The sequence below is a fragment of the Brevibacillus sp. FW306-2-1A-C05A genome, from assembly GCF_058781555.1.
Genome location: NZ_JBYSWV010000001.1, coordinates 467,442 through 492,703 on the forward strand (window position 1 = coordinate 467,442; position 25,262 = coordinate 492,703).

The window sequence follows — 25,262 nt, forward strand, 5'->3', positions numbered from 1 at the left end:
GAACCTCCCTGTTTTTTTGGTACGATAAGAAAAAAGCCTAGAGAAAAGGATGAAGCGCATGCGCCATATGTACGGAATCGAGCTTGCGATCCCAGACGGGAAATTGCCTGGCTTCTATGCTCAAGTCATACATAAAATCGGGGACCATGTCAATGTCTTTGATCGGGACAAACTGCTTTTTATCGTCGAAAACGAGGCGGAAAAAGACAAGCTGGAGGCGATTTTGCAAAAGTCGCAGATGCTGGGCGACGGCTTCTCGCTGCTATTGCTTCCTCCCGAAGCGATGGTCGGGCACTTGGACGATATCGGTTTCGTCTCGCCGAATGACCATATGTTTGTGTATGCAGACCAGGTTGCGCTGTTTACGGTAGACAAAGCGTCTGGCACCCCTGCTGATCGCTGGGCTGCGGCTGAGCAGTGGAAGGAGCACGTCAGCGGCACGATCCCGCAAGCGGAGGAAGAAGAGACGATCTACCTGCTCGACAGCAGCCTGACCGAGCTTGTTGAAGGGATCGCCAAAGCCTATCAGGTGCAAGTGCAGTGGCTGCACAAAACGTAGCCGAGCCGATGCGCTGACTGCGGCCTTCGCCCAGAAAGAAAGTGAGCTCTCCGCTTTGGGAGAACTCACTTTCTTTCTGTCGGCTTGCCAGGGCTGGCGGGCCATGCGCTCCCTGCGCCAGCCAAGCGACTTCCTTCCTTGCTTGCTCGCTACTTGCTGTCAAACCGGAACCAGACCACCTGGTTGTCTTCAAGGCCGAAGTTGGCCGTGTACTTGCTGCCTTCGTACACGACTTCCTTTTCCCCGCTGCCTTCGCCGTACAGCTTTTTCAACTGCTCACCGCTGTCGTACATGGCAAGCCCTCGATACGTTTTGAACCGTGCAGCATCTTCTTTTGCCACTCCGCCGAGCATGATCGAGCTCAATTCGCCTTTTCTGACCTTGACGAGCAGTTGCGTGCGATCGAGCAAAAGCATGCCCATGACGGCCTCGCCTTCGCCTTTTGCCATTCTGTCCACCGTGTAGCTTTCCCGAGACACCATGTCCATAAAATCGGCTTTGCTCGGCTTGATGATGTCCATCGCTTCCTTGATGTTTTGGCCCAAGTAAATTCCGCCCACGCCGTATTCCCGCTGGTTTTCCGGATCGAATACGCCGGACGGCTCCGACTGCCCCGAACAGGCTGTCAGCATGAAGATGAATAGCGCCAACCATGCCAATATTCCGAATGAATTTCGCTTTGCCATCGTGCCCACCTACTTTAGCGGTATGTGCTTTTGCTATCTTACCGCACGCGGCAGGCACTGTTCAAGCTGTGGCCGGTCATTCCCGCGGGCCGCTCACCTTCTGCCGCGGGCGATTCGGCGGGTTGCTGTTATTGACCGACTGCTTGAATCCCTCCAAAATTTTCAGGACCGAAGCAAAAAACGGGGAACCGAACACGGCGATAATGCCCCACAGCCATGTTCCTACCTGCCATGGATTTTCCACGTAAGCCGAATCCGCTCCGGTCAAAATCAGCGCCGGGTCCAGGCCGAGCATGCCAAAAATCGCGCCGGCGGCCAACACCGAGATGAGCAGGTTGAAAAAGCGTTTGTAGTGCATCAGACGCGCCGCCTCATTTTGGTCCTCCCAGCAGTCTTCCTTCGGCTCGTAGTCAGTGGACAAAAACGGAATGATCGATTTGAACGCTTCTGTCACACCTGCCGCTGCGCTGGAAACAGCGGTTACATAAACAAAAAAGGCAATGGATGAGTCCAACGTGACCATGTGCGCTCCCTCCTTGATATATATATATGAAGGGAGGAGGACAACTTGCAAAAAATTGTCCGGGCTTGTTTTCCTCGCTACGGATTTACGGTAACATGGAGACGAATGGAAATTGACGAAAGGTGGTTTTCGCCATGCAGGATTATTCATTCGTTTGGAATCAATACGATTTGATTCGCGGCCTGTTTTTGGAGGACGTGACCAAGACGACTGAGGAGGAGGCTGACATCGTTCCGGAAGGATTTAAAAACAACATCCGCTGGAATATCGGCCATATTTTGCTCACGCAAGATTATTTGCTGCTTGGACCAGCCAAAATGAACTGTCCTCCGTCCTACGCGGCTATGTTTAGCCCAGGGACAAAACCGGCAGACTGGCAGGGAAACATCCCTTCCCTGGAAACGTTGGCTGCCCAGTTGAAGGAGCAGCATGCTCGCATCAAGGAGCAATTCCAATCCCGGCTGAACGAGTCGCTCCCGAAGCCGTTTGAACTGGGAGACAAGGGTGTTATGCACACGTATGGCGAAATCATGGTCTTCACCCTGTTCCACGAAGGCATGCACATCGGCATGATCTCTTCCTTGCGCAAGGCGATTGCCGCAGCCAAAGCCTAGCCCTTATCATTTGCCTGCAAAACGCGGAGCCGTCCACACGGCTGTCCGCGTTTTTTTATGGACGTGGAACGCACGTTGATTTGCGCCAAAAAGCGAAACCGCTCCCAAATAGGGAGCGGTCCTTTGTCGAGCCCGATTGCTTATGGGGTTTTACCGGTTATTCTCTTTGGCACTTCAACCTCCATGAAAGAGATAGGTTACCCAAGGAATCGGCTTATTTCCATACGACTTTCGTCGACTGCTTGTTCATGGTTATCCACGGATCTTCGCCTCCTGCAAGGCATTTCGCCGTTTCTTACATGAATCGTCGGGCTCGACAACTATAGTATGGTCAACCAGTCGGTTTTCATACACGATTTTTTACAACAAATCGGCAGCCAACTGGGCAAGCACGCTGCGCTCGCCTTTTTCCAGGCGAATGTGCCCGGCCAGCTTCTGATCCTTGAACACCTCGACCACGTACGTCAGTCCGTTGTTGCTTTCGTCCAGGTACGGATGGTCGATCTGTTCCGGATCGCCCATCAGGACGATTTTCGAGCCGTCCCCTACCCGCGTCAGGATCGTTTTCACCTCGTGCTTCGTCAAGTTTTGCGCCTCGTCAATAATGATGAACTGCCCGGGAATGGAACGACCGCGAATATACGTCAACGCCTCGACTTGCAGACTGCCCATCCCCGCCAAAATTTTATCGAGATCGCCTGGTCGCTTCGTGTTGAACAAATATTCCAGATTATCATAAATCGGTTGCATCCACGGCCGCAGTTTTTCTTCTTTCTCGCCGGGCAAATAACCGATGTCTTTTCCTAAAGGAACGATAGGTCGTGCCACTAACAGTTTTTTGTACTTTTGCTGGTCTTCGATCTGCAGCAGCCCCGCTGCCAGCGCCAGCAACGTCTTTCCTGTCCCCGCTTTGCCCGTCATGGTCACCAGCGGGATATCATCTCGCAGCAAGAGATCGGTTGCCATCCGTTGCTGCACGTTTCGGGCCCGGATGCCCCAAATCGGATCGTCGTCTGAAACAAGCATTTCCAGCGTTTTTCCATCGGGGTCCACTTTTCCGATGGCAGAAATGGACGGGTTGCATTCGTCCTTCAGTACGAGAAACTGATGCGGATAAAAGCGGTAGCGAGGGAAACAGGAGGCCAAGTGCAGTTTTCTCGTCGCGTAGTACGTCTTGATGATCTCCGAGGCGACCAGCATTTTTTGATAACCCGTGTAGATGCTGGAAAATTCCCCCACTACGCGATCGGAGAGAAAATCTTCTGCCGAAATGTTCAAGGCATCTGCCTTCACACGCATGAGCGCATCCTTGCTCACCAATATGACGGGTCTGGGCTGTGGGGATTGGTTCTCCTCCTCCTGCAGATTAAGTGCGACCGCCAAAATGCGGTTGTCATTGGTCATTTCCGTAAATTGCTTTTGCAGTTGATGAAGCGAGGAATGGTTCAGCTCCACCCGAAATAGCCCGCCTGTCTCCAGGGTAATGCCTTTGTGCAAATGACCCAGCTCACGAAAACTGTCAAAGAGCCGCGATACGTACCGAGCGTTGCGGCCAATTTCATCCATGTACCGCTTTTTGGAATCGATTTCTTCCAACACCACAGCGGGTATGACAATTTCGTTGTCAGCGAAAGAGAACATCGCCCGTGGATCTTGCAGGAGTACGTTGGTGTCCAGTACGTAGATTTTCTTCAAAATCTCGCCTCCTATTACCCTTCTTATATACGGTATGCAATTTTTGGAGGGATGCTCAATTGTGGCGACGTGATGTACTACAGTCTATGTTCGGTCGGACAGAGATAGACGGCCCTTTGGCAGAATGAAATGGGGCTGCAAGGACAAAATACAGGTAACCTGCCCTCCGCTTTCAGGAGGCATTACGGGGAAAGGGAGAATGCGTATGAAACGGATGATTATCGGCTGCCTGGGCGCCAGCCTGCTTTTGTCTGGATGCATGTCGAACAACAAGCCGCCAGCCAATCAGGCTGCCCCACAGCCCAACCAGCAAGTGCCTCATACCCAGCGCGTCCAGCAAACGGCCCCGGAACCAGCTTACAACCAATCTTCGCAAGCGACGGCCGACCGGCTTGTGCAACTGGCTACCCGTGTGAAAAAGGTTAACGGTGCGACGGCGGTCGTCATCGGCAAGATCGCTGTCGTCGGGATTGATGTGGATGCCCATCTCGATCGGCCCGAGGTCGGCGTCATCAAGTACACCGTTGCCGAAGCGATGAAAGAAGACCCGCAGGGCGCAAACGCAATCGTGACAGCCGATCCGGACATCGTCCAGCGCCTGAAGGAAATGGCTGCGGACATTCGCCGGGGCCACCCGATCTCGGGCTTCGCCGAGGAGTTGGCTGACATCGTCGGCCGCATCATTCCACAGTTGCCGCGCGACGTAAGGCAGCGGGAGGAAACGCCCTCGCAGGAAAATGAACAGCGCATCAACAAAGACGGCCGCGCGACACCGCAAGGAAACGACAAGATCAACGTAAACCGCACAGGCGCACCATAAAAAAAACTCTCTCGAAGCCATTTCAAGGATGAGCGAACGCGTTTTCGTGGAAGATTCCGATTCAGTAAAAAAGAGGCATTCGCCTCGGGAAATTACGCCCGGGAGAATGCCTCTTTTTGTTGCGGCTGGACGGATTGTTGTGACTGAACCGAACTCAGCGGCGGCAATGCGTCCAGTGCCTGCTTCAAGTCCGCGAGCAAGTCGTCCACGTCCTCCAACCCTGCGGACAACCGGATCAAGCCATCGGTAATGCCGCGCGCTTCCCGCTCCGCTGCGGGCATCGCCGCATGCGACATCATCACCGGATACGACAAGATCGTCTCGACAGCCCCCAGGCTCACTGCCACAATCGGCAGCTTCACCCGGTCAAACAACGCCTTGGCTCGCTCACGGCTCCCTACATCGAACGACAGAACCGCACCGTGGTCGCTTGCTTGCTGTTGCTGGACGAGATGCCCCGGATGGTCAGCCAAGCCCGTGTAGTAAACGCGGCTCACGCCAGGGTGCGTGGACAGCCACTCCGCGAGAATCCCTGCCGACTTTGTGCTGACATCCAGACGTGCCTTGAGCGTTTTCAGCCCGCGCATGACGAGCCAGCAATCCTGTACCCCAAGAATCGCGCCCATGCCGTTCTGGATCAGGTACAGTTGCTCGCCGAGCGCGGCGTCGCGCGTCACTGCCAGCCCGGCAACCACGTCGCTGTGGCCGCCGATAAACTTGGTCGCGCTGTGGATGACGACGTCCGCCCCCAGCTCCAGCGGCCGCTGATAGTACGGCGTCAAAAACGTATTGTCGACAATGACGAGCAGCCCGTGCTCCTTCGCAACGGCTGACACCGCCGCGATGTCGGTCACTTTCAGCGTCGGATTGGACGGCGTTTCCAGATACACTCCCTTGGTCGCCGGAGTAATCGCCTCCCGCACGGCCTCTGTCTGGGTCGCATCGACAAACGTAACGGAAATGCCCATTCTCGACAGCACGCGGGTCAAAAAGCGGAAGGTGCCGCCGTACACGTCCTCCGCGACTACGATATGGTCGCCAGCCGAAAACAGCATGAACACGCTGGAGATCGCCGCCATGCCGGACGAGAAAGCAAAGCCGCGCGCGCCGCCTTCGAGAGCGGCAATCGCTTCCTCCAGCGCGTGTCTGGTCGGATTGCCGGAACGGGCGTAGTCATACGTGCCTGGCTGGTCGAGATCAAACTGGTGAAACGTGGAAGCCTGGTAAATCGGAACCGACGACGCCCCTGTGAACGGATCGATGCAAGTAGAGCCATGCAAAACCTTCGTTGCGAAATTCATCGCGCAGCCCCCCCAACGACAAGACTTGCGTCCAAAGCCTGAAACAGATCAGCGATCAAGTCTTCCGGATGCTCAATCCCGACCGACAGCCTCAGCAATCGGTCACAAACGCCGACATACTCCCGTACTTCCAGCGGAATGTCAGCGTGGGTCTGTGTCGCCGGATACGTACACAACGACTCGACGCCGCCAAGGCTTTCCGCAAAAGAAACGATGCGCAGATTTTGCAAAAACAAGCCCACCTGCTCCGCAGACCGTACCCGGAATGAAACCATACCGCTATAACCGCTTGCCTGGCTCGCCTGGATGGCATGCCCGGGGTGTTCTTGCAGCCCTGGGTAAAACACTTCGGCGACAGCCGGATGCTCCTGCAGCTTTTTTGCAACCGCGAGCGCGTTTGTCTGATGTCTTTCCATGCGCAGCGCCAATGTCTTCATTCCGCGTACCAACAGCCAGCTATCTTGTGGACCCAATACCGCTCCGATGGAATTATGCAAAAACCGGATTTTTTCCGACAACTCCTCGCCTTTTGTCACGATCAGTCCGGCCAGTACATCGTTGTGGCCACCCAAGTACTTCGTCGCACTGTACAACACGATATCTGCGCCAAGCTCCAGCGGGCGTTGACAATAAGGGGTCATGAACGTGTTGTCGACTATCGTCAAAAGTCCATGCTGCTTTGCCAGCCCGGCGATTTGGCGAAGATCGGTAATCTGCATGAGCGGATTCGTCGGCGTCTCGACGAAGATCGCCTTTGTCTCGGCTCGCAGCGCGTTTTGCACCGCTTCCAGGTCGCGCAAGTCTACGTACGTAAAAGACAGGCCGTAGCGGGAAAGCACCTGCTCAAACAAGCGATACGTCCCTCCGTACAAATCGAGCGACACAATGAGATGATCTCCCTGGGAAAACAGCCCCATGACCGTATGAACCGCCGCCATTCCCGATGCGCAGGCAAAGCCCGCATCGCCCGATTCTGCCTCGGCGATGGCTTCTTCCAAAACCGTGCGGGTCGGATTGGCCGTGCGTGTATAGTCAAAGCCTGTGCTCTGCCCCAATGCCGGGTGGCGATATGCGGTGGCATAGTAGACAGGAAAGCTGACCGCCCCTGTTTTTTCATCTCTGCCTACGCCTGCTTGAATCAATTTTGTTTCCAGTCTCATACGTAACTCTCTCCCTCCAATGATGTACGAGGGGCATGAAAAAAGCCCCCTTTCCTCTGAAAGAAGGCTTTGTTTACGTCACCGTAAGCAAGACCTTCTCATCTTTCAGAGTTAAAAAACTCTGCAGGAATTAGCACCATTATCTCCCCGCATGAACGAACATGCAGGTGATTGGTTGCCGGGCATCATCGGGCCAGTCCCTCCGCCTCTCTGGATAAGAAGTTTTGCTATTCAATTTGAATGACCTAATACTAAAGGATACGGCGGTTTTTTGTCAACAGGATTTTCCACTGTTGTGCGGCCGTCTTGACTAGGCGTTTTTCAGCGCAGTCATGACCTGGTTGTCCAGCTTCGCAGCCGCGTTTTTGTCGTACGTCTTTTCGTATTGCGGTTCTACGGAAATGCGCGAGCCGTAAAACATGACGTCTCGGACGGAGTCAATCGCGATCTCCACCAGCGCCAGCTTCAGCGGAACGCCCTCCAGCCGCTCGGCTTTCACTGCGGCGCGTCCGTTGATCGCAAAAGAGGAGCCTGCCCCGATCAGATGCAGGACGACCTGCGGCTCTTTGGCAATATTGGCGAGTATGCGCGAGCGGTTATCCACGGCAAAGCGGATGAGTCCGCTGTTCACCGCCAATGTCCAGGACAAGGAGCTGAGCGATGGCGCTCCTGTCTCGTGATCGACGGTGCCGAGCGTCACAAATCGCTCTTTTTGCAGGAGCGCGAACAGTTCTTCCGACAAGGTTTGGGATACGGTTTCAGCCATTCGGATGCCTCCTCGTAAACGGTAGTACGTCTATTGTACCCCTCGCATCTGCCATTAGGCAAACGTTTCCTCCACGCCTTGATTCTGCCTGTTTTTTTCCCTACACTGGTAAAAAACAAAGCCGTACCGGATAAGGAGGTTGGAAAAAGTGGCACCTACGCCTACAGACCGGCTTATGCACAAAATCGACCAGGTCCTCCACGAGCTGCAGGAAGTGAGGAAATTGAACGAGCGCATGGACAAAATCGCCATGTTTTTGGAGGATATCCGGCTCGCAGACGTGATCCAAAACTACACAGCCCCGCGCAAGCTGCTCTGGATCAATTTCCTCGCAGGGCTTGCCCGGGGTCTTGGCTTGACGATTGGAACAGCGATCGTGCTGGCGCTGCTCGGCTCGCTTTTGACGCAGTTTCTCTCGATCCCTATCCTCGGCGATTACATCCGCGAGCTGGTCGAGTATGTTCAGACTTACAAGCAGCCGTAAACGAGACTACTTGCCGCTTCTTTTGCCGCGGTCGTCGTCATCGTCGTCGTCATCGTCGTCGTCGCGGTCATCGTCGCGGTCATCTTTGTCGCCATCTTTCCATTTGCCGTCGTAGTTTTTCCAATAGCCGTATGCTTTTCCGTTTGGATAGTGGTGCTTGTCTTTATCCTTGTCGTCCTTATCGTCATCCTTCTTCGGCACGGCGGTAATTTTCGTGCTCAGCGCGATGTCCGCCTGCTTCACCAGCTTGTCTTTCGCGTACAGTTCCAGATGGACGGTTTTCGCAGCAAACGAGCGGTTTTTGTAGGTAAAGGTCACGGTGTATTCGCCCTTGTCGTTTGGCTTGATCTCCTTTTTCTTGCCGTCCGGGGTGACGACGACAAGCTTTGCTTTTTGCTTCTCGTCCCAGCCCTTGACGGTGCCTTTCAGTTGAACGGACTTTTTCTTCAAATCGTGCACTGCCGTTCCGGCAATGGCATAGGCCGCGCCAGGGTCTTTGTCCGGTGGGTTGACGACATCGACTTTGATCGTGTCGGAGTCGACTTTTTTCCCGTCTTCATATATTTCGACCAGCGCTTCGTCGCTTGCGGCTTTCGCCTTCACGTCCTTGACCGTCACGCTGAAGCTGTCCACCCCGTCCCACAGCTTCTTCAAGCTCGTCTCCTGTTTCACGCCGTTGTAGGAGACGACGACCTTGTCCGCTCCGTGCTTGACGACACCTTTTACCTGCCATTCGGCTTTTTTGGCGTCGTACACGGAAAAGGCGTGGATCAGCCTGCTTTTTTCCTCGTCAGCCTGCGGGATGAGCTTAACTTTTTCACTGTCCGCCAACAGACTGCCGGCATACGCCTGTACGGTGACGTATTGGACGGAATCTGTTTCCGGCGCGGCAAAGCTGACGGTAAACGAATGCTCGCTCGTCGGCACTGCCTCGATAAAGTCGCCGTTCGGCTTGGTCACGACTACTTTCGTCACTTCCGGCGTCACGATGCCTTTGATGTACACCTTGCCGTTTTCGGTCTGCGCGCTCACGCTGACCAGTTCCTCGTCCGCCTCTGTGCGGCGAACTTCCAGCCAGATGTCGCCGTAATAGTCGCGATAAATGCGCTCCCACTCCGACTTGTTCGTTTCCATGTATGTTTGCAGCTTCGTATTCAGATGGATCGGATCTACAATCAGGTACAAATGGTCTGCCTGGTTTTTCAGCAGCATATTCAGCGTAGCCGGGTCGTTTTTCGCAAGCTCTTTCAGGTTGTAGCGGGTAACCTGCTTGCCTTCGTCGCTCATCACTACCTTGGTCGCCGGCGTGCTGCTGGAGCTGGCATCTGCAAAAATCGGCGTCAGGCAGCCGATGAGTCCCGCCGCCGTAACGACCGCCAATACGGGCTTGGTCATGATCTTTTTCACTGGTGTCTCCCCCTCTATTTTTGCCAATCATCCCCTGTCTTCTGTGGGCAACCATACAGACGTAGCGTTTTTTTCAAAAGTTGCACCGCAGCCGAAAACACGTCTTAATACCCACAGCGGCTCCAGACAGCAAAAAAGCGCGCCGGGACACTCTGAACGCCTGATAATGCCCCCGTGCGCACGACAAAAAAGACTCTTCCGCCGCCGAACAGGTCGGAGCCGGAAAGAGTCTTTTCCCTTTTTTTAACTATTGTATTTAGGCTCGTTTTCAATCGCGACCAGCAAGGACTCGACCGTTTCAGCCGGATATTTGCGCTCGAACGTCGCCGCTTCCTCCTTTGCCGTCAGCACGTACCAGCCGCCTTCCTGCCGATAGGCAAGCTCGCTAAGCGCGTGGTCCTCCTGCAACATCTGCAAGAAAAACGCCGCCGTCTCCTGCGCCGACTGATCGTCCGGCCGCGCGTCTGCTACCACTTGAATCTGCAGCCAGTTAAAGAGTGCATCATCACGTTTCACGAGGGCCACCTCACTTTCGCTCCGGTTTGATTCTCAGCTTGACGACGACCAGAATGACAATCGCGACCAGCATCGCGCTCTTCACAGGAAGCTGGACGTCCAAAATCGCAAAGATCAGCGCCCCGACGAACAGGAGAAGGTATAAAAGCAACGTTTTCAAGATCGGCATGCGAATTACCGTCGCAAACCCCAGGTAGTAAACGATAATTAATTGCACAAACAAAATCCAAGCCCGATTATGGTCCGCCCACAGGCGGAAGCTGTCGTAGGCGCTCAGTTGATCCGGGTTTGCCGGTACGTAGGTTGAAGCAAGGTGTATCCAGTCCATCACAAATCTCTCCTGTAACGCAAAAGGCCGTGTCCTCTCACCGCGACGGGAAAGACCCGCTCTTTTGCATAATCTTTTCCTTTTTCCAACGTTTTTTCGTATGTATCCTTTTTACTTTATCAGGTGATGGATTTCCTGTCAAAAACGGACTGCTCCTGCACTTGGCGCACGACAATGCTAGCCTGCCTTTTCGCGGACATGCTATGATGAGAGGGTCGCAAACTTAGAAAAAGGTGGGAAAAACATGAGCCTGTACGATATTTCCGTCAAGACGATTTCCGGCGAAGAACAGACGCTGGCCGAGTACAAAGGACGCGTTTTGCTGATCGTCAATACCGCCAGCCAGTGCGGACTAACCCCGCAGTACAAAGGCTTGCAGGAGCTGTACACGCGCTATGCGGACAAAGGATTCGCCGTTCTCGGCTTTCCGTGCAACCAGTTTGCCGCTCAAGAGCCTGGCAGCGAGGAAGAGATCGCGGCATTTTGCGATCGCCACTACGGCGTAACGTTCCCGCTGTTTGCCAAAATCGATGTGAACGGTCCGACTGCCCATCCTTTGTACCAGCACCTGAAAGCCAACGCTCCCGAAGGCCAGGGTGAAGAGATCGAATGGAACTTCGCCAAGTTTCTCGTAGACAAGGAAGGCCGTATCGTCAAGCGCATCGGTGCCCGCGTGCAGCCGGAAGACGTGGCCGCTGACATCGAACGCTTGCTGTAAAAAACGGCTTCCCTGCCAAACCAAAAGCCGCTTTGCCCATTATCGGGGACAAAGCGGCTTTTATTGTACCGCGATCGCGCCGCGAGCTTACGCTTGCGGTTGTGCTTCCCAGCGCTTTTGCTTTTCGTAGCGCTCGCGATCCGATTTGTTCAAATACTTTTTGCGCAAACGGACGGATTGTGGCGTAACTTCGCACAGCTCGTCGTCGTTCAAATACTCCAGAGCCTCTTCCAGCGTCAGCAGGCGAGGGGTCTTCATTTTCACCGTCTCGTCCTTCGTTGCGGAGCGGACGTTGGTCGCGTGCTTCTCTTTGCACACGTTGACGGTCAAGTCGTTGTCGCGGTTGTGTTCGCCCACGATCATGCCTTCATAGACTTCCGTACCCGGCGTGATGAACATGATGCCGCGATCCTCGACAGACATCAGGCCGTACGTGGTTGCGGTTCCGGTCTCGTGGGAAATGAGCACGCCTGCGTGACGTCCACCCACAGCGCCCTGGACAAGCGGACGATAGCTGTCAAAGGAATGGTTGAGGATGCCGTAGCCGCGTGTGATCGTCAAAAACTCCGTGCGGTAGCCGATCAGTCCGCGGGACGGAATGATGAACTCCAGACGGACCTGGCCGAAGCCGTTGTTGACCATGTTGACCATCTCGGCCTTGCGTTGGCCCAGCGTCTCCATGACAGCCCCGGTGTATTCTTCCGGCACGTCGATCACGAGAAACTCAGCCGGCTCCATTTTTTGTCCGTCGATCATTCGCACGATGACTTCCGGCTTGGACACGCCCAGCTCGAAGCCTTCGCGGCGCATGTTTTCCACAAGGATGGACAGATGCAATTCCCCGCGTCCAGATACAATGAACGCATCTGGAGAATCTGTTTCTTCCACACGAAGAGATACATCTGTCTCCAGCTCGGCCATCAGGCGATCGCGCAGCTTGCGGGAAGTAACGTGTTTCCCTTCGCGGCCTGCAAACGGGCTGTTGTTCACCAAAAACGTCATTTGCAATGTCGGCTCGTCGATTTTCAACAGAGGCAGCGCATCCGGGTGGTCGACGTGGCAAACGGTTTCGCCTACGTTGATATCGTCAATCCCTGCGATCGCGACGATGTCCCCTGCTCTCGCCGTTTTTTGTTCCACGCGCTGCAAGCCGGAGAAGCCGAACAGCTTTTGAATCCGCGCTTTTTTCACTTCGCCGTTGCGCGTGGTGACCGATACCATTTCATTTACATTCATGGTTCCGCGATAAATGCGGCCAATCCCGATACGACCCAAAAAGTCGTTATAATCCAGCATGGTTACTTGCATTTGGAGTGGTGCGTTTTCATCGGCATCAGGTGCGGGCATGTGCTCAACAATGGTGTCGAAAAGTGGACGAAGGTCGCCTTCCAGTTTATCCGGCTCCATTCCGGCGATACCTTGCAGGCCGGAAGCGTAGACGATCGGGAATTCCAGTTGATCTTCCGTCGCATCGAGATCGATAAACAGGTCGTACACTTCGTTGATGACTTCTTGAGGACGTGCATTGTCGCGGTCTACCTTGTTCACGACAACGATCGGGGTAACTTTTGCTTCGAGCGCTTTTTTCAATACGAAACGGGTTTGTGGCATACAGCCTTCAAATGCGTCAACAATCAAAAGGACGCCGTCCACCATGCTCATGATCCGCTCTACCTCGCCACCGAAGTCGGCGTGGCCTGGCGTATCCAAAATGTTGATGGTGAACTCTTTGTATTTCACGGACGTTGTTTTCGCCAGGATCGTAATCCCGCGTTCCCGCTCCAGGTCGTTGGAGTCCATCATTCTCTCCTCTACCTGCTGGTTGCTGCGGAATGTGCCCGATTGGATCAAAAGCTTGTCGACCAACGTTGTTTTTCCATGGTCAACGTGGGCAATAATGGCAATGTTGCGTATGTCAAGACGCTTCATGTGAACCTCCTCTGTTATGCATACCTTCCATATTAACAGGTCGCGAAACACGGCACAATGGGCATTTTTTTACTCGGAAACACTTCCTGATTAGCATGCGCCACAATCGACATACTAAAGACAGGAGGTGGTCTGCCATGAGGAAAAACGAGCCAAGCTATTTCACAGGTTTGTTCTTGATCGCAGCAACGCTTGTCGGGTGCGCGTCTTCCAACGCAGGGCCTGACACGGGCGCACAGACGCAAAGCAGTTCGCATCCAGCGACACCGATGACTCGCTCAAGCATCGGACACGATTTTAACGCCTATACGCAAGGAATCAACGCCCAGAACTACCTCAAAGGGTACACCTCAAACGGCTTCAATCAAGACCTGGCAGAGCAGCTTACAAAAGCGGCCGATGATGTCCCGGGCGTCGATCGCGCTACTGTCGTCGTAAGCGGCCAGGACGCCATGATCGGCATTCGCGTGCGCGACAACCTTGGCGAGCCGCAGGCAAAAGTGATCGAGCAGCAAGTCCACTCTGCTTGTCGGGCTGTGTCGCCTACCTTGCAAATGCAAGTCTCGTCCGACCAAGCCGTCTTTGACCGCGTGCGTGCGATCAACGCGCAAATTTACGAGGAAGCGACGAACCGCAGCAACCAGGTTTTGCACGAGGGCACCTCGGTAGAACAAAAAATAACGAACACCTCGACCGAATTTACCAGACTTCTGCACGACATGCGCACGACGATCCAGCAGCCGTTGCGGTGATGGATCGACAGCGCATGCTCTCACGTAAAAGAGGTGCGGACATGTCTCCCGCACCTCTTGAATACTCTTCCGTTTTGTTACTTACTCACAACTTCAGCCACTTTGATTTCTGGCTCAACCACTTGCAGTTCACCTGTTCCGCGAACGAGTTTCTTCGCGTAGGTTTTCTCCGGCTTCAGCACGGATACCAAGTAGTCGATGGCAACTTGCGGATCGACTGTCTCGCCACAAGTGTAGCAATCCAGAGCGGCAAAACCGCGCTCAGGATAAGTATGAATGGACAGGTGGCTTTCCGAGAGAAGAACCAGCACGGTAGCACCCTGAGGAGAGAACTGCTTCGCTTGCACGCTCAGCACCGTAGCTCCGCATGCCTCAGCAGCTTCAATCATTTCCTTTTTCAAAAATTCTGCGTCGTTCAACAAGTCAAACTGAACTCCCCATGTGTCAACAGCAACGTGTCTTCCGAAAGTCGAGTATTCCATCTTTCGGTTCCCCCTTCCTAGCAAGTGTAATGTTAAACATCGCTAGGACCTGCGTCATTCACTAACGGGGGCGGTTTCCCTCTTGTTATCCACCCTTTGAAGTGAATCCTGGTTCCTAATCCTGTTTCCAACGAAAACAACAATACCATGTATTTGCCTACTTTGACAATACCCTTTTTCGAGAAAGTCCATGAAAAAAACGGGCACCACTCGGCACCCGTTTTGTCTTACGTTTTTTATACTTCTAGTTCAAACAGACGCTGCGACAACATCACTAAACGCGTATCGATTGCTGGAAGTTTCTCCGGAGCAGCTCCCTTTGCCCAATTACGCAAATCCAGCCAGCGGTCCGTTTCCTGACGCAAGGACTCAATCTCCCTTTCGCTGCCCTCTTGCTGGAACAACGCTTCCAGCTCGTTGGCAATGTTCAGAGAGGTATCTTCAAAGATGGACGTCTCCTCGTCCCCCGACAGCTCCTGGATGCTGACCACCGATCCTTGATCGTAGTGGTACACCATCGTGAAGCCTTCGTAAATTCTGTGGACGATTCCATAGCCCCGAAACGTTTTCATCGCTTTTCTCATCGCATTCGCCAACTGCCGATCCCGAATGAGATAGGAGCTGTCGCAAGAGTAGCGATTGCCGACACGGCAAAAGCTCAGTTGAATTTCGCCGTTATGGTCAGACAAGATTACGTCGCGGTCGCCGTTGTCGCATACTTTGACATCGACTGAAATGTGTTCATTGGTGAAGAGCGAGACGAATTGGTTCAACTCCTCTTCATTCACCGTAAAATAGGCCTTGGCGTAGTTGGTTGCTAAACGCTGTGCCATAAATATCTCCTCAATTCTTTTGGTTTCCGTGGGCCAGTTACGACCAAACTGTGTCCAAATGTAGAGGAGATACGCTAAGTGTCAACGAAGGAACGCTGTAGAACCTGGCCTTGCCCCGCGAATCGAAAGTCGATTTGGGTAATGAAGGCGGATCACCTACTTTTTGTTTTTCCGAAAAAAAGCCATCCTTGACACCTTTATTATACAACAGAAGCCCTCAAAAGTCTTGATGAAAAAGCAGATGAATTTACGCAAAAATACCGAATATCCGCAATATGACGCAGAGAGACGCAATGATCTCCCTGATTCATTCATATGCTTGCGGTTTCAAAAGAATTCGCCGCGAGTCAGAGGCCGGAATTTGCCGTCATTGCCTTTTTGATGGCAGCCTGTTCTTCTTCGGACAAGTGGTAGGCGGATGCTCCCGCTTCAATCGGCTTGGCGTACACGCGCGACTCTTCCCGCCCGAAAATACTGGTAATCACCACACCGTTTTCGGCGTCATCTAAAATCGCCAAGGAAAAGCTCAGATCGCTGCCGACATCCCCGAAGGCGTTGTAGCGAATGATGGCTACCCTGCCACACTGGGCTGCTATACGCTGTGATAGACGATTGAGCGTAAACTGCTGATCGCCTTGCAGTTTTTTGACTTCATCTACCTGATCCAGCAGCCTGTGCAAGCCTTCCTCCAGGTTGGCTCCTCCGGTACCTGTCATCAGCCTGTTGATCGACTTGCGCATGCGGCTGATGCGAACCGATTGCAGGATGACGACGAGGAGCAAAATCAGCGTCAGCGCGATGATCGCCAGAAGCAAAATCGCGACATTGGGTATTTGGGATAGGAATGGTTCCAAAACATTTTCTTCCTTTCTGGTACATGCGTTGCAATAAGCAGTCAAAGCCTTCTCTATTGTACCTCCGCTTCGCCGCCCGTTCAAATAAAGACTTTGGCAAACCGGGAAATGCGAAAATTTGCGCAACCAAAAAAAGCGACACCCTCATTTTGTGAGATGTCGCTTTTTCATTCCGTATGCCTATGTGTCAAGCTCATCGTCCTATGGTTATCCTCCAGTCTACCTACGCTTCCAAAAGCAGCATTTCTCGACGAAGCTGTTTTAATACTTCCATAGATTTTTTGATTTGGGCCTGATCTTCTGCCTTTATCGCGTCAAACAACGTCGCCAGTTCATAATCGAGCTCCAGACGCAAAACCGGAATACGCTCCTCTGAGTCACGCCGTTTCAAAGCGGCAATCACTTGGTCCATCGTCACATTGCAGAATTTTTCGTAGATCATTTTTTTCTCAGCTCCTTTTATTTCTACTATTCTGACGACTTCTCCGTACTGGACGTGCTTCATCAAGATGCAGTCATCCAACCTGACCTTGATGATGGCGTGCCCCTTTGCTCGTTCCACGAAGTGGTACAATACCAGCGCCACCCGCGAGTCATGTACAGGAACGCCTGCCACTTGCAGCTTGTAAGACCCGTTTAATCGCTGCATGGTCCAGTCGGAAAGGCCGTCCGTGGTGTTCACGAGGAGGTGAAACTGCTCGGGAGATTCCTTCCACGTGACGCTCACCCCCGCTTCCACCAGGGCCTGCACCATCGCGTGCAATGTCTTGCGATCAAACCAAACCGCCAGATTGTCATACTCCAGCTCCATGCCGAGATTCATCCTGGCTCCTCCCGTTGACAGAATACTCAGATTTCGTTTCGGCTGTAAGGGAGTGAGTGGTATATCATATTATTCACGCTTCGGTTTTGCTATTCATATCCCGGCAAGTATTTTTTTCCTGCGTGGTATGATATCATATGGAGGATTCCAAGCTCCCTTGACAAGGACGTTCGCCCTTTTCTTTATACGTGGCGTTCGATCATGATAAATGAGGTGTTTGTTCCATGACTGCGTTTTCCGGCTTTCGCCAAGAAGATTTTGACGTTTTTGCCGTTGATGGACTCGACCAGCGGATGGACGCAATCAAGACCGTGATTCGCCCCAAGCTTGAAGCGCTTGGCCACCATTTTGCGCCCATTTTGTCGGCCGCAACCGGCGATGAGATGTTTTACCACGTAGCCAAGCATGCCCGCCGCACCGTAAACCCGCCAGCAGATACGTGGGTCGCCTGGGCCAATGACAAACGCGGGTACAAAAAGCATCCGCATTTTCAAATCGGCCTGTGGCAAACGCATCTGTTCGTCTGGTATGCCGTCATCTACGAAGCTCCGGCCAAGGCCCAGATCAGTCAATCATTCAGCGAGCATCTCGACGAAATCGTGACGCTGGTGCCCGATTATTTCCATTGGTCGCCCGATCACACCGCGCCCGACAGCACTTCCCAGGCGGAGCTGGGCAAAGCCGGTGTGAAAAAGCTGGTGGACAGGCTGGCGCAAGTGAAAAAAGCGGAGCTGCTCTGCGGCTTGACCATTGATCGTCACGATCCGGTGCTTGCTGATCCGCAGGCGCTTTTGGGACAACTCGAAAACACGTTTGCCGTTCTCAGCAAGCTGTACACAATCGGTCGTTAAGCTTTCCTAATCGCCTCCCTGGCATTTGCTAAAGATATATGCAAAAGAACAGGTCCGCTTTCTTTTGAAAAGCGCTTGCCTGTTCTTTTGTTTTTTGGCATACCGTCACCGTGCGGGGCATCCTAGAGGAAAAGAAAGCGCCTCTCTTTTAGCCGCGAATGGCATTCAGCCGCTGAACGCCGCTTTCCGCCTCCCGGAACATCCGCTCGAACAGTTCCTGAACGGAAGGGATGTCCGAAATCAGGCCGATGACCTGGCCTGCCCAGCCAAAGCCGTGCTCACGGTCGCCTTCGTAGATGAAGGTGCGATTATTTTCGCCGCTGATGAAGCTTTTCAACTCTTCATAGCCGGCGCCTTCTTTTTCCATTTGCAAAATGCGGTCAGAGCCTGGCGTGCGCACAACCCTCGCCGGCGCTCCCAGCGTTCTTTTGATGACAGCCGTATCTTGTTCGGTTCCTTTCAGCAAAGCTTCCTTGTACGCTTCGTGGGCGTGGACGCACTCCTTGGTCGCGATGAACCGGGTGCCCATCTCCACGCCTTCCGCGCCGAGCGCGAGCGCAGCGAGGATTCCGCGTCCATCGCCAATCCCGCCGCTGGCCAGCACCGGAATGCGGACGGAGTCCACAACGCGCGGAATGAGCACAAACGTCCCGATGTCGTCCCGGCCCAGATGGCCTCCGCCTTCCTGGCCGACAGCCATGACGGCGTCTGCCCCGATCGCCTCCGCTTTTTGCGCTTGCCGCACGGACGCGACCAGCACCAGCTTTTTGATCGGATGGCCGTCGAGTCGGCGCAGGAGCGGCTCAGGATTGCCTCCGGTCACAGAGATGGCGGCTACTTTCTCTTCGATGGCGACCTCCAATGCTTCTTCATACGGCCGATTGTATTGCCCAATCGCGAAATTGACGCCAAACGGCTTGTCTGTCAGCTCGCGCACCTTGCGAATTTCTTCGCGCAGCGCTTCTGCCGACGAAAGCGACATCGCCGTGACTTGTCCGAGTCCGCCTGCGTTTGACACAGCGGCGGCCAGTTCTGCGTATGCTAGATAGGCCAATCCGCCCTGCACCACCGGATATTTGATTTGCAACAGCTCGGTTACTTTTGTTTTCATCTCCATCCCCCCGTTTTTGTTAAGCTTCTCGGCAAGCGGGGAAAACTCCTGCTGCCACACGCGAATATGAATAAAAATTCGCTTGCTTTCCCCCCCTATTTTGCTATACTCAATTTGTTTGTTTTTCCCCTTTATTCTTGATTCGTAAAGTGAGGCGATCGTAGTGAGACAAATGAAAACTCCTTTGTTCAGCGGGTTGTTGGAGCACGCCAACCGGAACCCGATTCAATTTCACATTCCGGGCCATAAGAAAGGTATGGGCATGCATCCGGCATTTCGCGAGTTCATCGGGGAGAATGCTCTCTCGATAGACCTCATTAACATTGCGCCACTGGATGACTTGCACCATCCGAAGGCGATGATTAAAGAAGCGCAGGAATTGGCAGCCGAAGCGTTCGGCGCTGACCATACATTTTTCTCCGTCCAAGGAACAAGCGGCGCGATTATGGCGATGATTATGGCGACGTGCAGCCCTGGCGACAAAATCATCGTGCCGAGAAACGTGCATAAATCTGTCATGTCGGCGATTATTTTCGCCGGAGCGGTACCGATTTTCATTCATCCGGCGATGGACGAGCGTCTGGGCATCTCCCACGGGATTACAGTGAAATCCGTGCAAAAAGCATTGGAAGCCCACCCTGACGCTGCGGCTCTGCTCGTCATCAACCCTACTTACTTCGGCATTGCCGGGGACTTGCGCGAGATCGTGCGAACCGCGCACAATTACGAAATTCCGGTCCTGGTGGACGAGGCGCATGGCGTGCACATTCACTTCCATGAGGACTTGCCGATTTCCGCCATGCAGGCCGGAGCTGACATGGCAGCGACGAGCGTACACAAGCTGGGCGGCTCGCTGACCCAGACATCCATCCTGAACGTGCGCGAGGGCCTCGTAGATGTAGATCGCGTCAAAACGGTGCTGAGCATGCTCACGACGACGTCGACCTCTTACATTTTCCTGGCTTCGCTCGATATGGCCCGCCAACATCTGGCGCTCAACGGCAAGATGCTGGCCGACCAGGCGATGAAGCTGGCGAACAAGGCCCGCGACCTCATCAACGACATCCCGCGCATTTACTGCGTAGGCAAAGAAATACTCGGAAAGCCGGCGACTTTTGCCATGGACCAGACCAAGCTTTTGATCCACGTCCGCGATCTGGGCATTACCGGCTGGGAAGTGGAAAACTGGCTGCGCGACAAGTACAACATCGAAGTGGAAATGAGCGACCTGTACAACATTCTCTGTTTTGTCACGGCAGGGGACACCGAAGAATCCATTCACGCGCTCGTCAACGCGCTGCGCGAGCTGTCCGTGGAGTTTGCCCACGTGCAGGCAGAAGAAAAGCCGACCATTTCCTTGCCGAACATTCCGGTGCTGTCCACGACGCCGCGCGATGCTTTTTATGCAGAGACGGAAACCATCCCGCTCGTGGAAGCCGCAGGCCGCGTCACTACGGAGTTCATCATGGTGTATCCGCCAGGGATTCCGATTTTCCTGCCAGGCGAGGTCATCACCGAAGAGAACATCGCGTACATCCAGGAAAACATCCGCGTCGGACTGCCCGTCCAAGGTCCAGAGGATGAGTCGTTAAAAACGATCAAAGTCATCAAAAGACAAACCGCGATTTCGGGGTAAGCCCCTCATTGCGCGCAAAGCCGTTGCCTCTTTTTCGAAGGCAACGGCTTCTTTCATGATTTGGGCATGTATTGCCTGAACCTTTTGAGCTAAGATAGAAATGGGAAAAATCAGGAAGGTGATGATGCGAATGCCAGACTGGTCGTACCAGACGTTGTTTAAACCGCTGCTTTTTCTCATGCCGCCAAAGCGCGCACGCAGCTTCACGCTCGCTGCCATCGGCACATTGGCGAAGCTGCCCGGCGGCACTTCCGTTATCGAGCTGATGGGGCACATGCAGCCGCCTGCCGCTTTGTCCAAAACGGTCAGGGGTTTGCGTTTTCCGACTCCAGTCGGCCTGGGAGCAGGGCTTGATCCCGCAGCAAAAGCGCTTGGAGCGCTATCCCGCTTTGGCTTTGGCTACATCGAGCTGGGGCCGGTTACGCTTGCGCCGCTGTCTGATCCAGGAATGACTTTGCGCAAGACGACGAATCTCTCCGTTACATACAGCGCCCCGTTCGAAAATCCCGGGGTCGCCGCTCTCGAAAACTGCTTGCGCCGCTCCCCCTCTGTAGCGATTCCGCTCGGCGCCAGATTGGGATTTCGCCCAGGCGCTGCACTAAAGGAAGCGACCGCTGAAAGAGAGCAACTGATTTTGCGCCTGCAGCCGTACTGCTCGTTTTTTTCGCTGGACTACCGCGCCAGCCAAAGACATGAGCCGTGGAGCGCTGCCCAGTGGCAGGAGCATTTGACCTGTCTGCGGCAGGCGACCGAGCGCCCGCTCCTGTTCGCGCTCCCGCCCGGAATAGCGGAAAAAGAGTGGCTTTCGCTGCTGCAAATCGCCCGTAACGCAGGCCTGGATGGGATCATGGTTGCGGGTGGCGTGAAAAGCGCTCCACACGATTCAAGCGACTCGCCAGCGCCCCTGTACCAGACAGGCAAGCCATCCCGCGAAGCCGCCTTGCGATCGGTTGCGCTGACGAGGCAAACTTGGCCAGACTGCCTGCTGATCGGCTCCGGCGGCATCATCGAGCCTGCTGACGCTTTGGCCTTTTTGGAAGCTGGCGCCGACTTTGTGCAACTGCACAGCGGCCTTGTGTACGCCGGTCCGGGCTTGCCCAAACGAATCAATGAAGCGATTTTGCAGTCCGGCGCTGCGCGTCAGGCTGTCGAGCCAGCGATTAAGAGCGAGCGCACGGAAGCAGCAGCGGAAGTCGCAGCGGCACAACTGCCTCCTGCTCCTGCAGCGAGACAGGCACGTGCCATCCGCTGGTTACCCGCCTGGGTGTGGGGGCTTCTGCTCGGGCTCGGGATGATCGTCGGCGGAGCATTGGCCTGGCTGGTCGCTGTATCCACTGTCATCCTCCCGTACGACGAGCGTTTTTTGCAAATGTCTGCGGAGCAATTGTCACAGATCAGCCCCCAGTTGCTTTCCTTTATGTCGCATGACCGGATCAGCCTGGCGGGAACGATGATCTCGATCGGAATCATTTACGCGCAGCTTTCCTTTCACGGCTTGCGCCACGACATTCACTGGACGCGCGCTGTGCTGCTCGCCTCCGGAGCCGTCGGATTTTCCAGTTTTTTTCTGTTTATTGGCTACGGCTATTTTGACTACATGCATGCCGTACTCGCGCTCCTTCTGCTGCCCATGTTTCTGCTTGCTTTGCGCACACCAGCGAAAAGACACTTGCCTGCGCTCCCTCCCGAGCGGCACAACGACCGCAGGTGGAAAATGGCTTTGTGGGGACAGCTTTTGTTTGTCGTCATCGGCTTTGCTTTGACCGGAGCTGGGCTGATTATTTCCTTGATCGGGATCACTGGCGTCTTCGTCCCGTCCGATCTGGTCTTTCTCTGCGTGTCCGCCGAGATGCTGCAAGCGTTTAACGAACGGCTGATTCCGCTGATCGCCCACGACCGGGCCGGCTTCGGCGGCGCTCTCGTCTCCGACGGCCTCGCCGTGCTGCTCATCAGCCTCTGGGGCTTTCGCCGCGGAGAAGCGTGGGTATGGTGGACGCTGTTTCTCGCGGGCATCCCCGGCTTCGCTGCTGGCATCGGGATTCACTTCGCGGTCGGGTACGTCGATTTTGTGCATTTGCTTCCTGCCTACGTAGCGGTCTTGTTCTTTTTGGCTGGGCTGGTGTTGGCGAAGCCTTATTTGACGGGAACAGTAAAAACAGGCGATTAGGACTGTGCCTAATCGCCTGTTCTCGTTTACTTATAGAATCGAATGTCGATCGTGGTGAGGCCAGCTTGGTTAAACAAATCAACCATACGTTTGCTATCGTTGAAAGCCTCTATCAGCGGCATTGTTATTTCATCCTCTGTCCCTTGGAAGAAGACAAACACAATTTTGGTAAAATCGGTACTGTTCATTTTCTCCGCCAGCGTGCCGTCGAGCATCAAGTCAACCAATTTGTACTCTCTGTAATCGCCCGGCTCAGGGTCCGGTTTTGGATCTGTACCTGGCTCCTCTACGGCATCGTCATCCCGTGGGCTTGCAAATGCCATCGTGTAGACGACAGGTTTGCCATCGCGCTCGTCGATCCAGACGATGCGATTGCCGCCGATTCTTGGGCTGGAAATCTCAGCATTGTCGTCCCACTCCACATCGCTGTAAGAGCGGTCTTCTACATCGTACAGCTCATAATAAAAATCTTTTTCTTTGGAAGACAAGCGGTTATCTTCAAAAAGAATCATATTGCGGGAAGCTTGCGGATTTTTTTGGTCGCGTTCAGAGTAGCGGATCAGCAGTTCTGTCCGTTGACGATCGATTCTGTAGTAGTACAAATCCCAACCGTTTTTCGCGCCTCCGCTATTTTCGCTCCAGACCACAAAATCGTCTCCGATTTGCGCGGATTGTACTTCCACGTTTTTGCGGATTACCGTCTCGTCTCTTTCCTCGATGTCGTACAAGTAAATGTCTGCCTTTTTCGAGCCTGTTTCTTCCACCCAGGCAGCGTAATTGCCGTAAATATCTACACTTAACGGCTCGGTTCTCAGGCTGGCAATTTCTTCTTCCTTGCCCGTTGCCAGGTCGGTGATGATAAGGTCGGCGCGGCGATCCACATTGACCCACAACAGCTTGCTGCCGTCGACCTCATACAGTTTTTCACTCGGCTGCTGGTCGTCATCTTCGTTCGTAATCTGCTTTTCCGTGCCTTTGCGAATATCGTACGCGACGAGTGCATCTTCCCGCTGATCGTACCAGACTACGTACTTGCCGCTCACAACCGGACGAATCGGGTCTGCGCTGCTTTTGCTGATGACCTTGCTCGTCCCTTTTTCCGTATCGAACAGGACGACGGAGTTTGCCTTTTTCGACTCTGTCACGTACACTACGTAACGGTCAGAGCCATCCGGTTGGCTCGGCTCCCCGGAAGTTGCGCCCAGCCCGATGTCAGCTCTTTCGTCCAGATCATAAATGTGGAGGCGCAGCTTTTTGTCGTTGTCTCTCTTTGCGTACATGACGTAATCTTCAAAAATGCGCGGACGCACCGACTCGAACACGCTGCTCGCGATTTCTTTGCCGGAAGATTTGCTCGCGTCCCGATATGCCAGATCGTCATCGTCCAGGTAGACGATCGTGTCTTTGTAAATATGTACGCCCGACTTGGAGGTCGAAGTATCCGTCAACTGCTTGTTTCTTCCCGTGCCGATGGTGTACACGTAAACCTGCTGTCCGTTTACGTAGGCGATTTTGTCACTGAAAAGGCTCGGCTCAATCTGGTGTGCCTTGCCCCCTGCTGCCAATTCTTCCTTTTGCTTGTCGATGTCGTAGTAGTAGATGTCCGGGTTGCCATCGCGGGAGTCTTCCCACGCTACGTAGCTGTCGCTGACGGTCGGATCGCTGGCTTTGCCGCTCGTGGAAACGCGCGTTGTGTCGCCTGTCGCGATGTCGTACATGTAAATGTCTGTTCCCGCATCGCTTTTATCGGACCAAACGACCTTTTTCCCCGAGATCTCCAGATCGGCTGCAGCGGCTTTTCCGCTGGTCAAGCGAATTTCCTCGTCTTTGGCAATGTCGTACAAATACACGTCTGCTCCGCCGTGGCGAGAGTCGATCCAGACCGCGTATTTTCCGTCGACCCGCGGGTTTTTCTTGTCGGAGTTTTTGTCGCCGATCTTCGTCTCGGCCTGCTTGCTCAAATTGTACAAGGTGAGCTTTTGTTCCCCCGCAATCTTCCAGATCGCATATTCCTTGGAAATGTCAAAGCCGTCTTTGGAAACTTCCGGCTGACTTACGTCTATTTTGATTTCCTGTCCGATACTGTTCGCAAACGCTGGAGTCCCGGTCCACAGGGAGGTGACCAGCAATGCGGCGGCCAGCAAACCCTGCATGGGCTTACGTTTCATGAAACAATTCCTCCTTTTGCAACGATTTTCACACTTCTCCATTATCCTCCAAGATGAAAAGGTTGTCAAAAAAAACAGG

Annotated in this window: 25 protein-coding genes and 1 riboswitch; of the genes, 9 read left to right on the top strand and 16 right to left on the bottom strand. The window is 53.9% G+C overall.

Annotated features, from left to right (window positions below; all coding sequences use genetic code 11):
* The first annotated feature begins 58 nt into the window (after positions 1–58).
* Positions 59–559 (top strand): hypothetical protein, encoded by a 501-nt coding sequence (locus AC3WJN_RS02400; RefSeq protein WP_005832730.1) that lies wholly within the window; start codon positions 59–61, stop codon positions 557–559.
* A 149-nt stretch (positions 560–708) separates the two neighbouring features.
* Here AC3WJN_RS02400 and AC3WJN_RS02405 read toward each other — a convergent pair whose 3' ends face one another.
* Positions 709–1,245, bottom strand: a complete 537-nt coding sequence (locus AC3WJN_RS02405) for a hypothetical protein (RefSeq protein WP_005832732.1) — start codon at positions 1,243–1,245, stop codon at positions 709–711.
* Positions 1,246–1,321: 76 nt separating this feature from the next.
* Positions 1,322–1,768, bottom strand: coding sequence for a hypothetical protein (locus tag AC3WJN_RS02410; RefSeq protein WP_005832734.1), 447 nt, complete (start codon positions 1,766–1,768; stop codon positions 1,322–1,324).
* A 134-nt stretch (positions 1,769–1,902) separates the two neighbouring features.
* On the opposite strand from AC3WJN_RS02410, the gene AC3WJN_RS02415 reads away from it, so the two are divergent.
* Positions 1,903–2,382: a DinB family protein gene (locus AC3WJN_RS02415; protein ID WP_005832736.1), complete on the top strand. Its 480-nt coding sequence runs from the start codon at positions 1,903–1,905 to the stop codon at positions 2,380–2,382.
* A gap of 360 nt (positions 2,383–2,742) precedes the next feature.
* On the opposite strand, the gene AC3WJN_RS02420 is transcribed toward AC3WJN_RS02415, so the two are convergent.
* On the bottom strand, positions 2,743–4,077 hold the full coding sequence (locus AC3WJN_RS02420; RefSeq protein WP_007784152.1) for a PhoH family protein: 1,335 nt from the start codon (positions 4,075–4,077) through the stop codon (positions 2,743–2,745).
* Positions 4,078–4,276: 199 nt separating this feature from the next.
* On the opposite strand from AC3WJN_RS02420, the gene AC3WJN_RS02425 reads away from it, so the two are divergent.
* A complete protein-coding gene (locus tag AC3WJN_RS02425) occupies positions 4,277–4,897 on the top strand; it encodes a YhcN/YlaJ family sporulation lipoprotein (protein ID WP_005832742.1) in 621 nt (206 codons plus the stop codon).
* Positions 4,898–4,989: 92 nt separating this feature from the next.
* Here the strand turns inward: AC3WJN_RS02425 and AC3WJN_RS02430 are convergent, their stop codons facing one another.
* The 3 genes from AC3WJN_RS02430 to AC3WJN_RS02440 all read right to left on the bottom strand — a co-directional run bounded on the left by AC3WJN_RS02430 (position 4,990) and on the right by AC3WJN_RS02440 (position 8,124).
* Positions 4,990–6,198, bottom strand: a complete 1,209-nt coding sequence (locus AC3WJN_RS02430) for a trans-sulfuration enzyme family protein (protein ID WP_005832744.1) — start codon at positions 6,196–6,198, stop codon at positions 4,990–4,992.
* Positions 6,195–7,358: an aminotransferase class I/II-fold pyridoxal phosphate-dependent enzyme gene (locus AC3WJN_RS02435; RefSeq protein ID WP_221842616.1), complete on the bottom strand. Its 1,164-nt coding sequence runs from the start codon at positions 7,356–7,358 to the stop codon at positions 6,195–6,197. The genes AC3WJN_RS02430 and AC3WJN_RS02435 overlap by 4 nt, the downstream gene beginning before the upstream one ends.
* A gap of 95 nt (positions 7,359–7,453) precedes the next feature.
* A riboswitch (SAM riboswitch) is annotated at positions 7,454–7,579 on the bottom strand.
* Between the two features lie 89 nt (positions 7,580–7,668).
* Positions 7,669–8,124, bottom strand: coding sequence for a pyridoxamine 5'-phosphate oxidase family protein (locus AC3WJN_RS02440; RefSeq protein WP_003843022.1), 456 nt, complete (start codon positions 8,122–8,124; stop codon positions 7,669–7,671).
* A gap of 175 nt (positions 8,125–8,299) precedes the next feature.
* Between AC3WJN_RS02440 and AC3WJN_RS02445 the strand changes: the two genes are divergently transcribed.
* Positions 8,300–8,608 (top strand): DUF5665 domain-containing protein, encoded by a 309-nt coding sequence (locus AC3WJN_RS02445; RefSeq protein ID WP_035317338.1) that lies wholly within the window; start codon positions 8,300–8,302, stop codon positions 8,606–8,608.
* A gap of 6 nt (positions 8,609–8,614) precedes the next feature.
* Here AC3WJN_RS02445 and AC3WJN_RS02450 read toward each other — a convergent pair whose 3' ends face one another.
* The 3 genes from AC3WJN_RS02450 to AC3WJN_RS02460 all read right to left on the bottom strand — a co-directional run bounded on the left by AC3WJN_RS02450 (position 8,615) and on the right by AC3WJN_RS02460 (position 10,859).
* Positions 8,615–10,015 carry a hypothetical protein gene (locus AC3WJN_RS02450; RefSeq protein ID WP_197186681.1) on the bottom strand — a complete coding sequence of 467 codons (1,401 nt, stop codon included), beginning with the start codon at positions 10,013–10,015 and terminating at the stop codon, positions 8,615–8,617.
* A gap of 243 nt (positions 10,016–10,258) precedes the next feature.
* Entirely contained in the window at positions 10,259–10,531 is a 273-nt protein-coding gene (locus AC3WJN_RS02455; protein ID WP_005832754.1) for a hypothetical protein, read from the bottom strand.
* 10 nt (positions 10,532–10,541) lie between these two features.
* On the bottom strand, positions 10,542–10,859 hold the full coding sequence (locus AC3WJN_RS02460) for a YlaH-like family protein (RefSeq protein WP_005832756.1): 318 nt from the start codon (positions 10,857–10,859) through the stop codon (positions 10,542–10,544).
* Positions 10,860–11,103: 244 nt separating this feature from the next.
* Between AC3WJN_RS02460 and AC3WJN_RS02465 the strand changes: the two genes are divergently transcribed.
* Positions 11,104–11,577, top strand: a complete 474-nt coding sequence (locus AC3WJN_RS02465) for a glutathione peroxidase (protein WP_005832758.1) — start codon at positions 11,104–11,106, stop codon at positions 11,575–11,577.
* An 87-nt stretch (positions 11,578–11,664) separates the two neighbouring features.
* Here the strand turns inward: AC3WJN_RS02465 and typA are convergent, their stop codons facing one another.
* On the bottom strand, positions 11,665–13,506 hold the full coding sequence (gene typA / locus AC3WJN_RS02470) for a translational GTPase TypA (protein ID WP_005832760.1): 1,842 nt from the start codon (positions 13,504–13,506) through the stop codon (positions 11,665–11,667).
* Positions 13,507–13,643: 137 nt separating this feature from the next.
* Here typA and AC3WJN_RS02475 point away from each other — a divergent pair, with 137 nt between their 5' ends.
* A complete protein-coding gene (locus AC3WJN_RS02475) occupies positions 13,644–14,258 on the top strand; it encodes a YhcN/YlaJ family sporulation lipoprotein (protein ID WP_007784138.1) in 615 nt (204 codons plus the stop codon).
* 77 nt (positions 14,259–14,335) lie between these two features.
* On the opposite strand, the gene speD is transcribed toward AC3WJN_RS02475, so the two are convergent.
* The 4 genes from speD to AC3WJN_RS02495 all read right to left on the bottom strand — a co-directional run bounded on the left by speD (position 14,336) and on the right by AC3WJN_RS02495 (position 17,250).
* Positions 14,336–14,740: an adenosylmethionine decarboxylase gene (gene speD, locus AC3WJN_RS02480; RefSeq protein ID WP_005832764.1), complete on the bottom strand. Its 405-nt coding sequence runs from the start codon at positions 14,738–14,740 to the stop codon at positions 14,336–14,338.
* A 236-nt stretch (positions 14,741–14,976) separates the two neighbouring features.
* On the bottom strand, positions 14,977–15,573 hold the full coding sequence (locus AC3WJN_RS02485; protein ID WP_005832766.1) for a hypothetical protein: 597 nt from the start codon (positions 15,571–15,573) through the stop codon (positions 14,977–14,979).
* A gap of 347 nt (positions 15,574–15,920) precedes the next feature.
* Complete coding sequence (locus tag AC3WJN_RS02490; protein ID WP_005832768.1) at positions 15,921–16,427, bottom strand: DUF4446 family protein; 507 nt, start codon at positions 16,425–16,427, stop codon at positions 15,921–15,923.
* Positions 16,428–16,650: 223 nt separating this feature from the next.
* A complete protein-coding gene (locus tag AC3WJN_RS02495) occupies positions 16,651–17,250 on the bottom strand; it encodes a YkzI domain-containing protein (RefSeq protein ID WP_007784134.1) in 600 nt (199 codons plus the stop codon).
* Positions 17,251–17,474: 224 nt separating this feature from the next.
* Between AC3WJN_RS02495 and AC3WJN_RS02500 the strand changes: the two genes are divergently transcribed.
* Positions 17,475–18,101 (top strand): YktB family protein, encoded by a 627-nt coding sequence (locus AC3WJN_RS02500; RefSeq protein ID WP_007784132.1) that lies wholly within the window; start codon positions 17,475–17,477, stop codon positions 18,099–18,101.
* A gap of 148 nt (positions 18,102–18,249) precedes the next feature.
* Here the strand turns inward: AC3WJN_RS02500 and AC3WJN_RS02505 are convergent, their stop codons facing one another.
* Positions 18,250–19,212 carry an NAD(P)H-dependent flavin oxidoreductase gene (locus AC3WJN_RS02505; RefSeq protein ID WP_005832773.1) on the bottom strand — a complete coding sequence of 321 codons (963 nt, stop codon included), beginning with the start codon at positions 19,210–19,212 and terminating at the stop codon, positions 18,250–18,252.
* 163 nt (positions 19,213–19,375) lie between these two features.
* On the opposite strand from AC3WJN_RS02505, the gene AC3WJN_RS02510 reads away from it, so the two are divergent.
* On the top strand, positions 19,376–20,848 hold the full coding sequence (locus tag AC3WJN_RS02510; protein ID WP_433947778.1) for an aminotransferase class I/II-fold pyridoxal phosphate-dependent enzyme: 1,473 nt from the start codon (positions 19,376–19,378) through the stop codon (positions 20,846–20,848).
* Between the two features lie 130 nt (positions 20,849–20,978).
* Positions 20,979–23,015, top strand: a complete 2,037-nt coding sequence (locus tag AC3WJN_RS02515; protein WP_035317336.1) for a dihydroorotate dehydrogenase — start codon at positions 20,979–20,981, stop codon at positions 23,013–23,015.
* A gap of 26 nt (positions 23,016–23,041) precedes the next feature.
* Here the strand turns inward: AC3WJN_RS02515 and AC3WJN_RS02520 are convergent, their stop codons facing one another.
* A complete protein-coding gene (locus AC3WJN_RS02520; protein WP_005832780.1) occupies positions 23,042–25,183 on the bottom strand; it encodes a hypothetical protein in 2,142 nt (713 codons plus the stop codon).
* Positions 25,184–25,262: the final 79 nt, after the last annotated feature.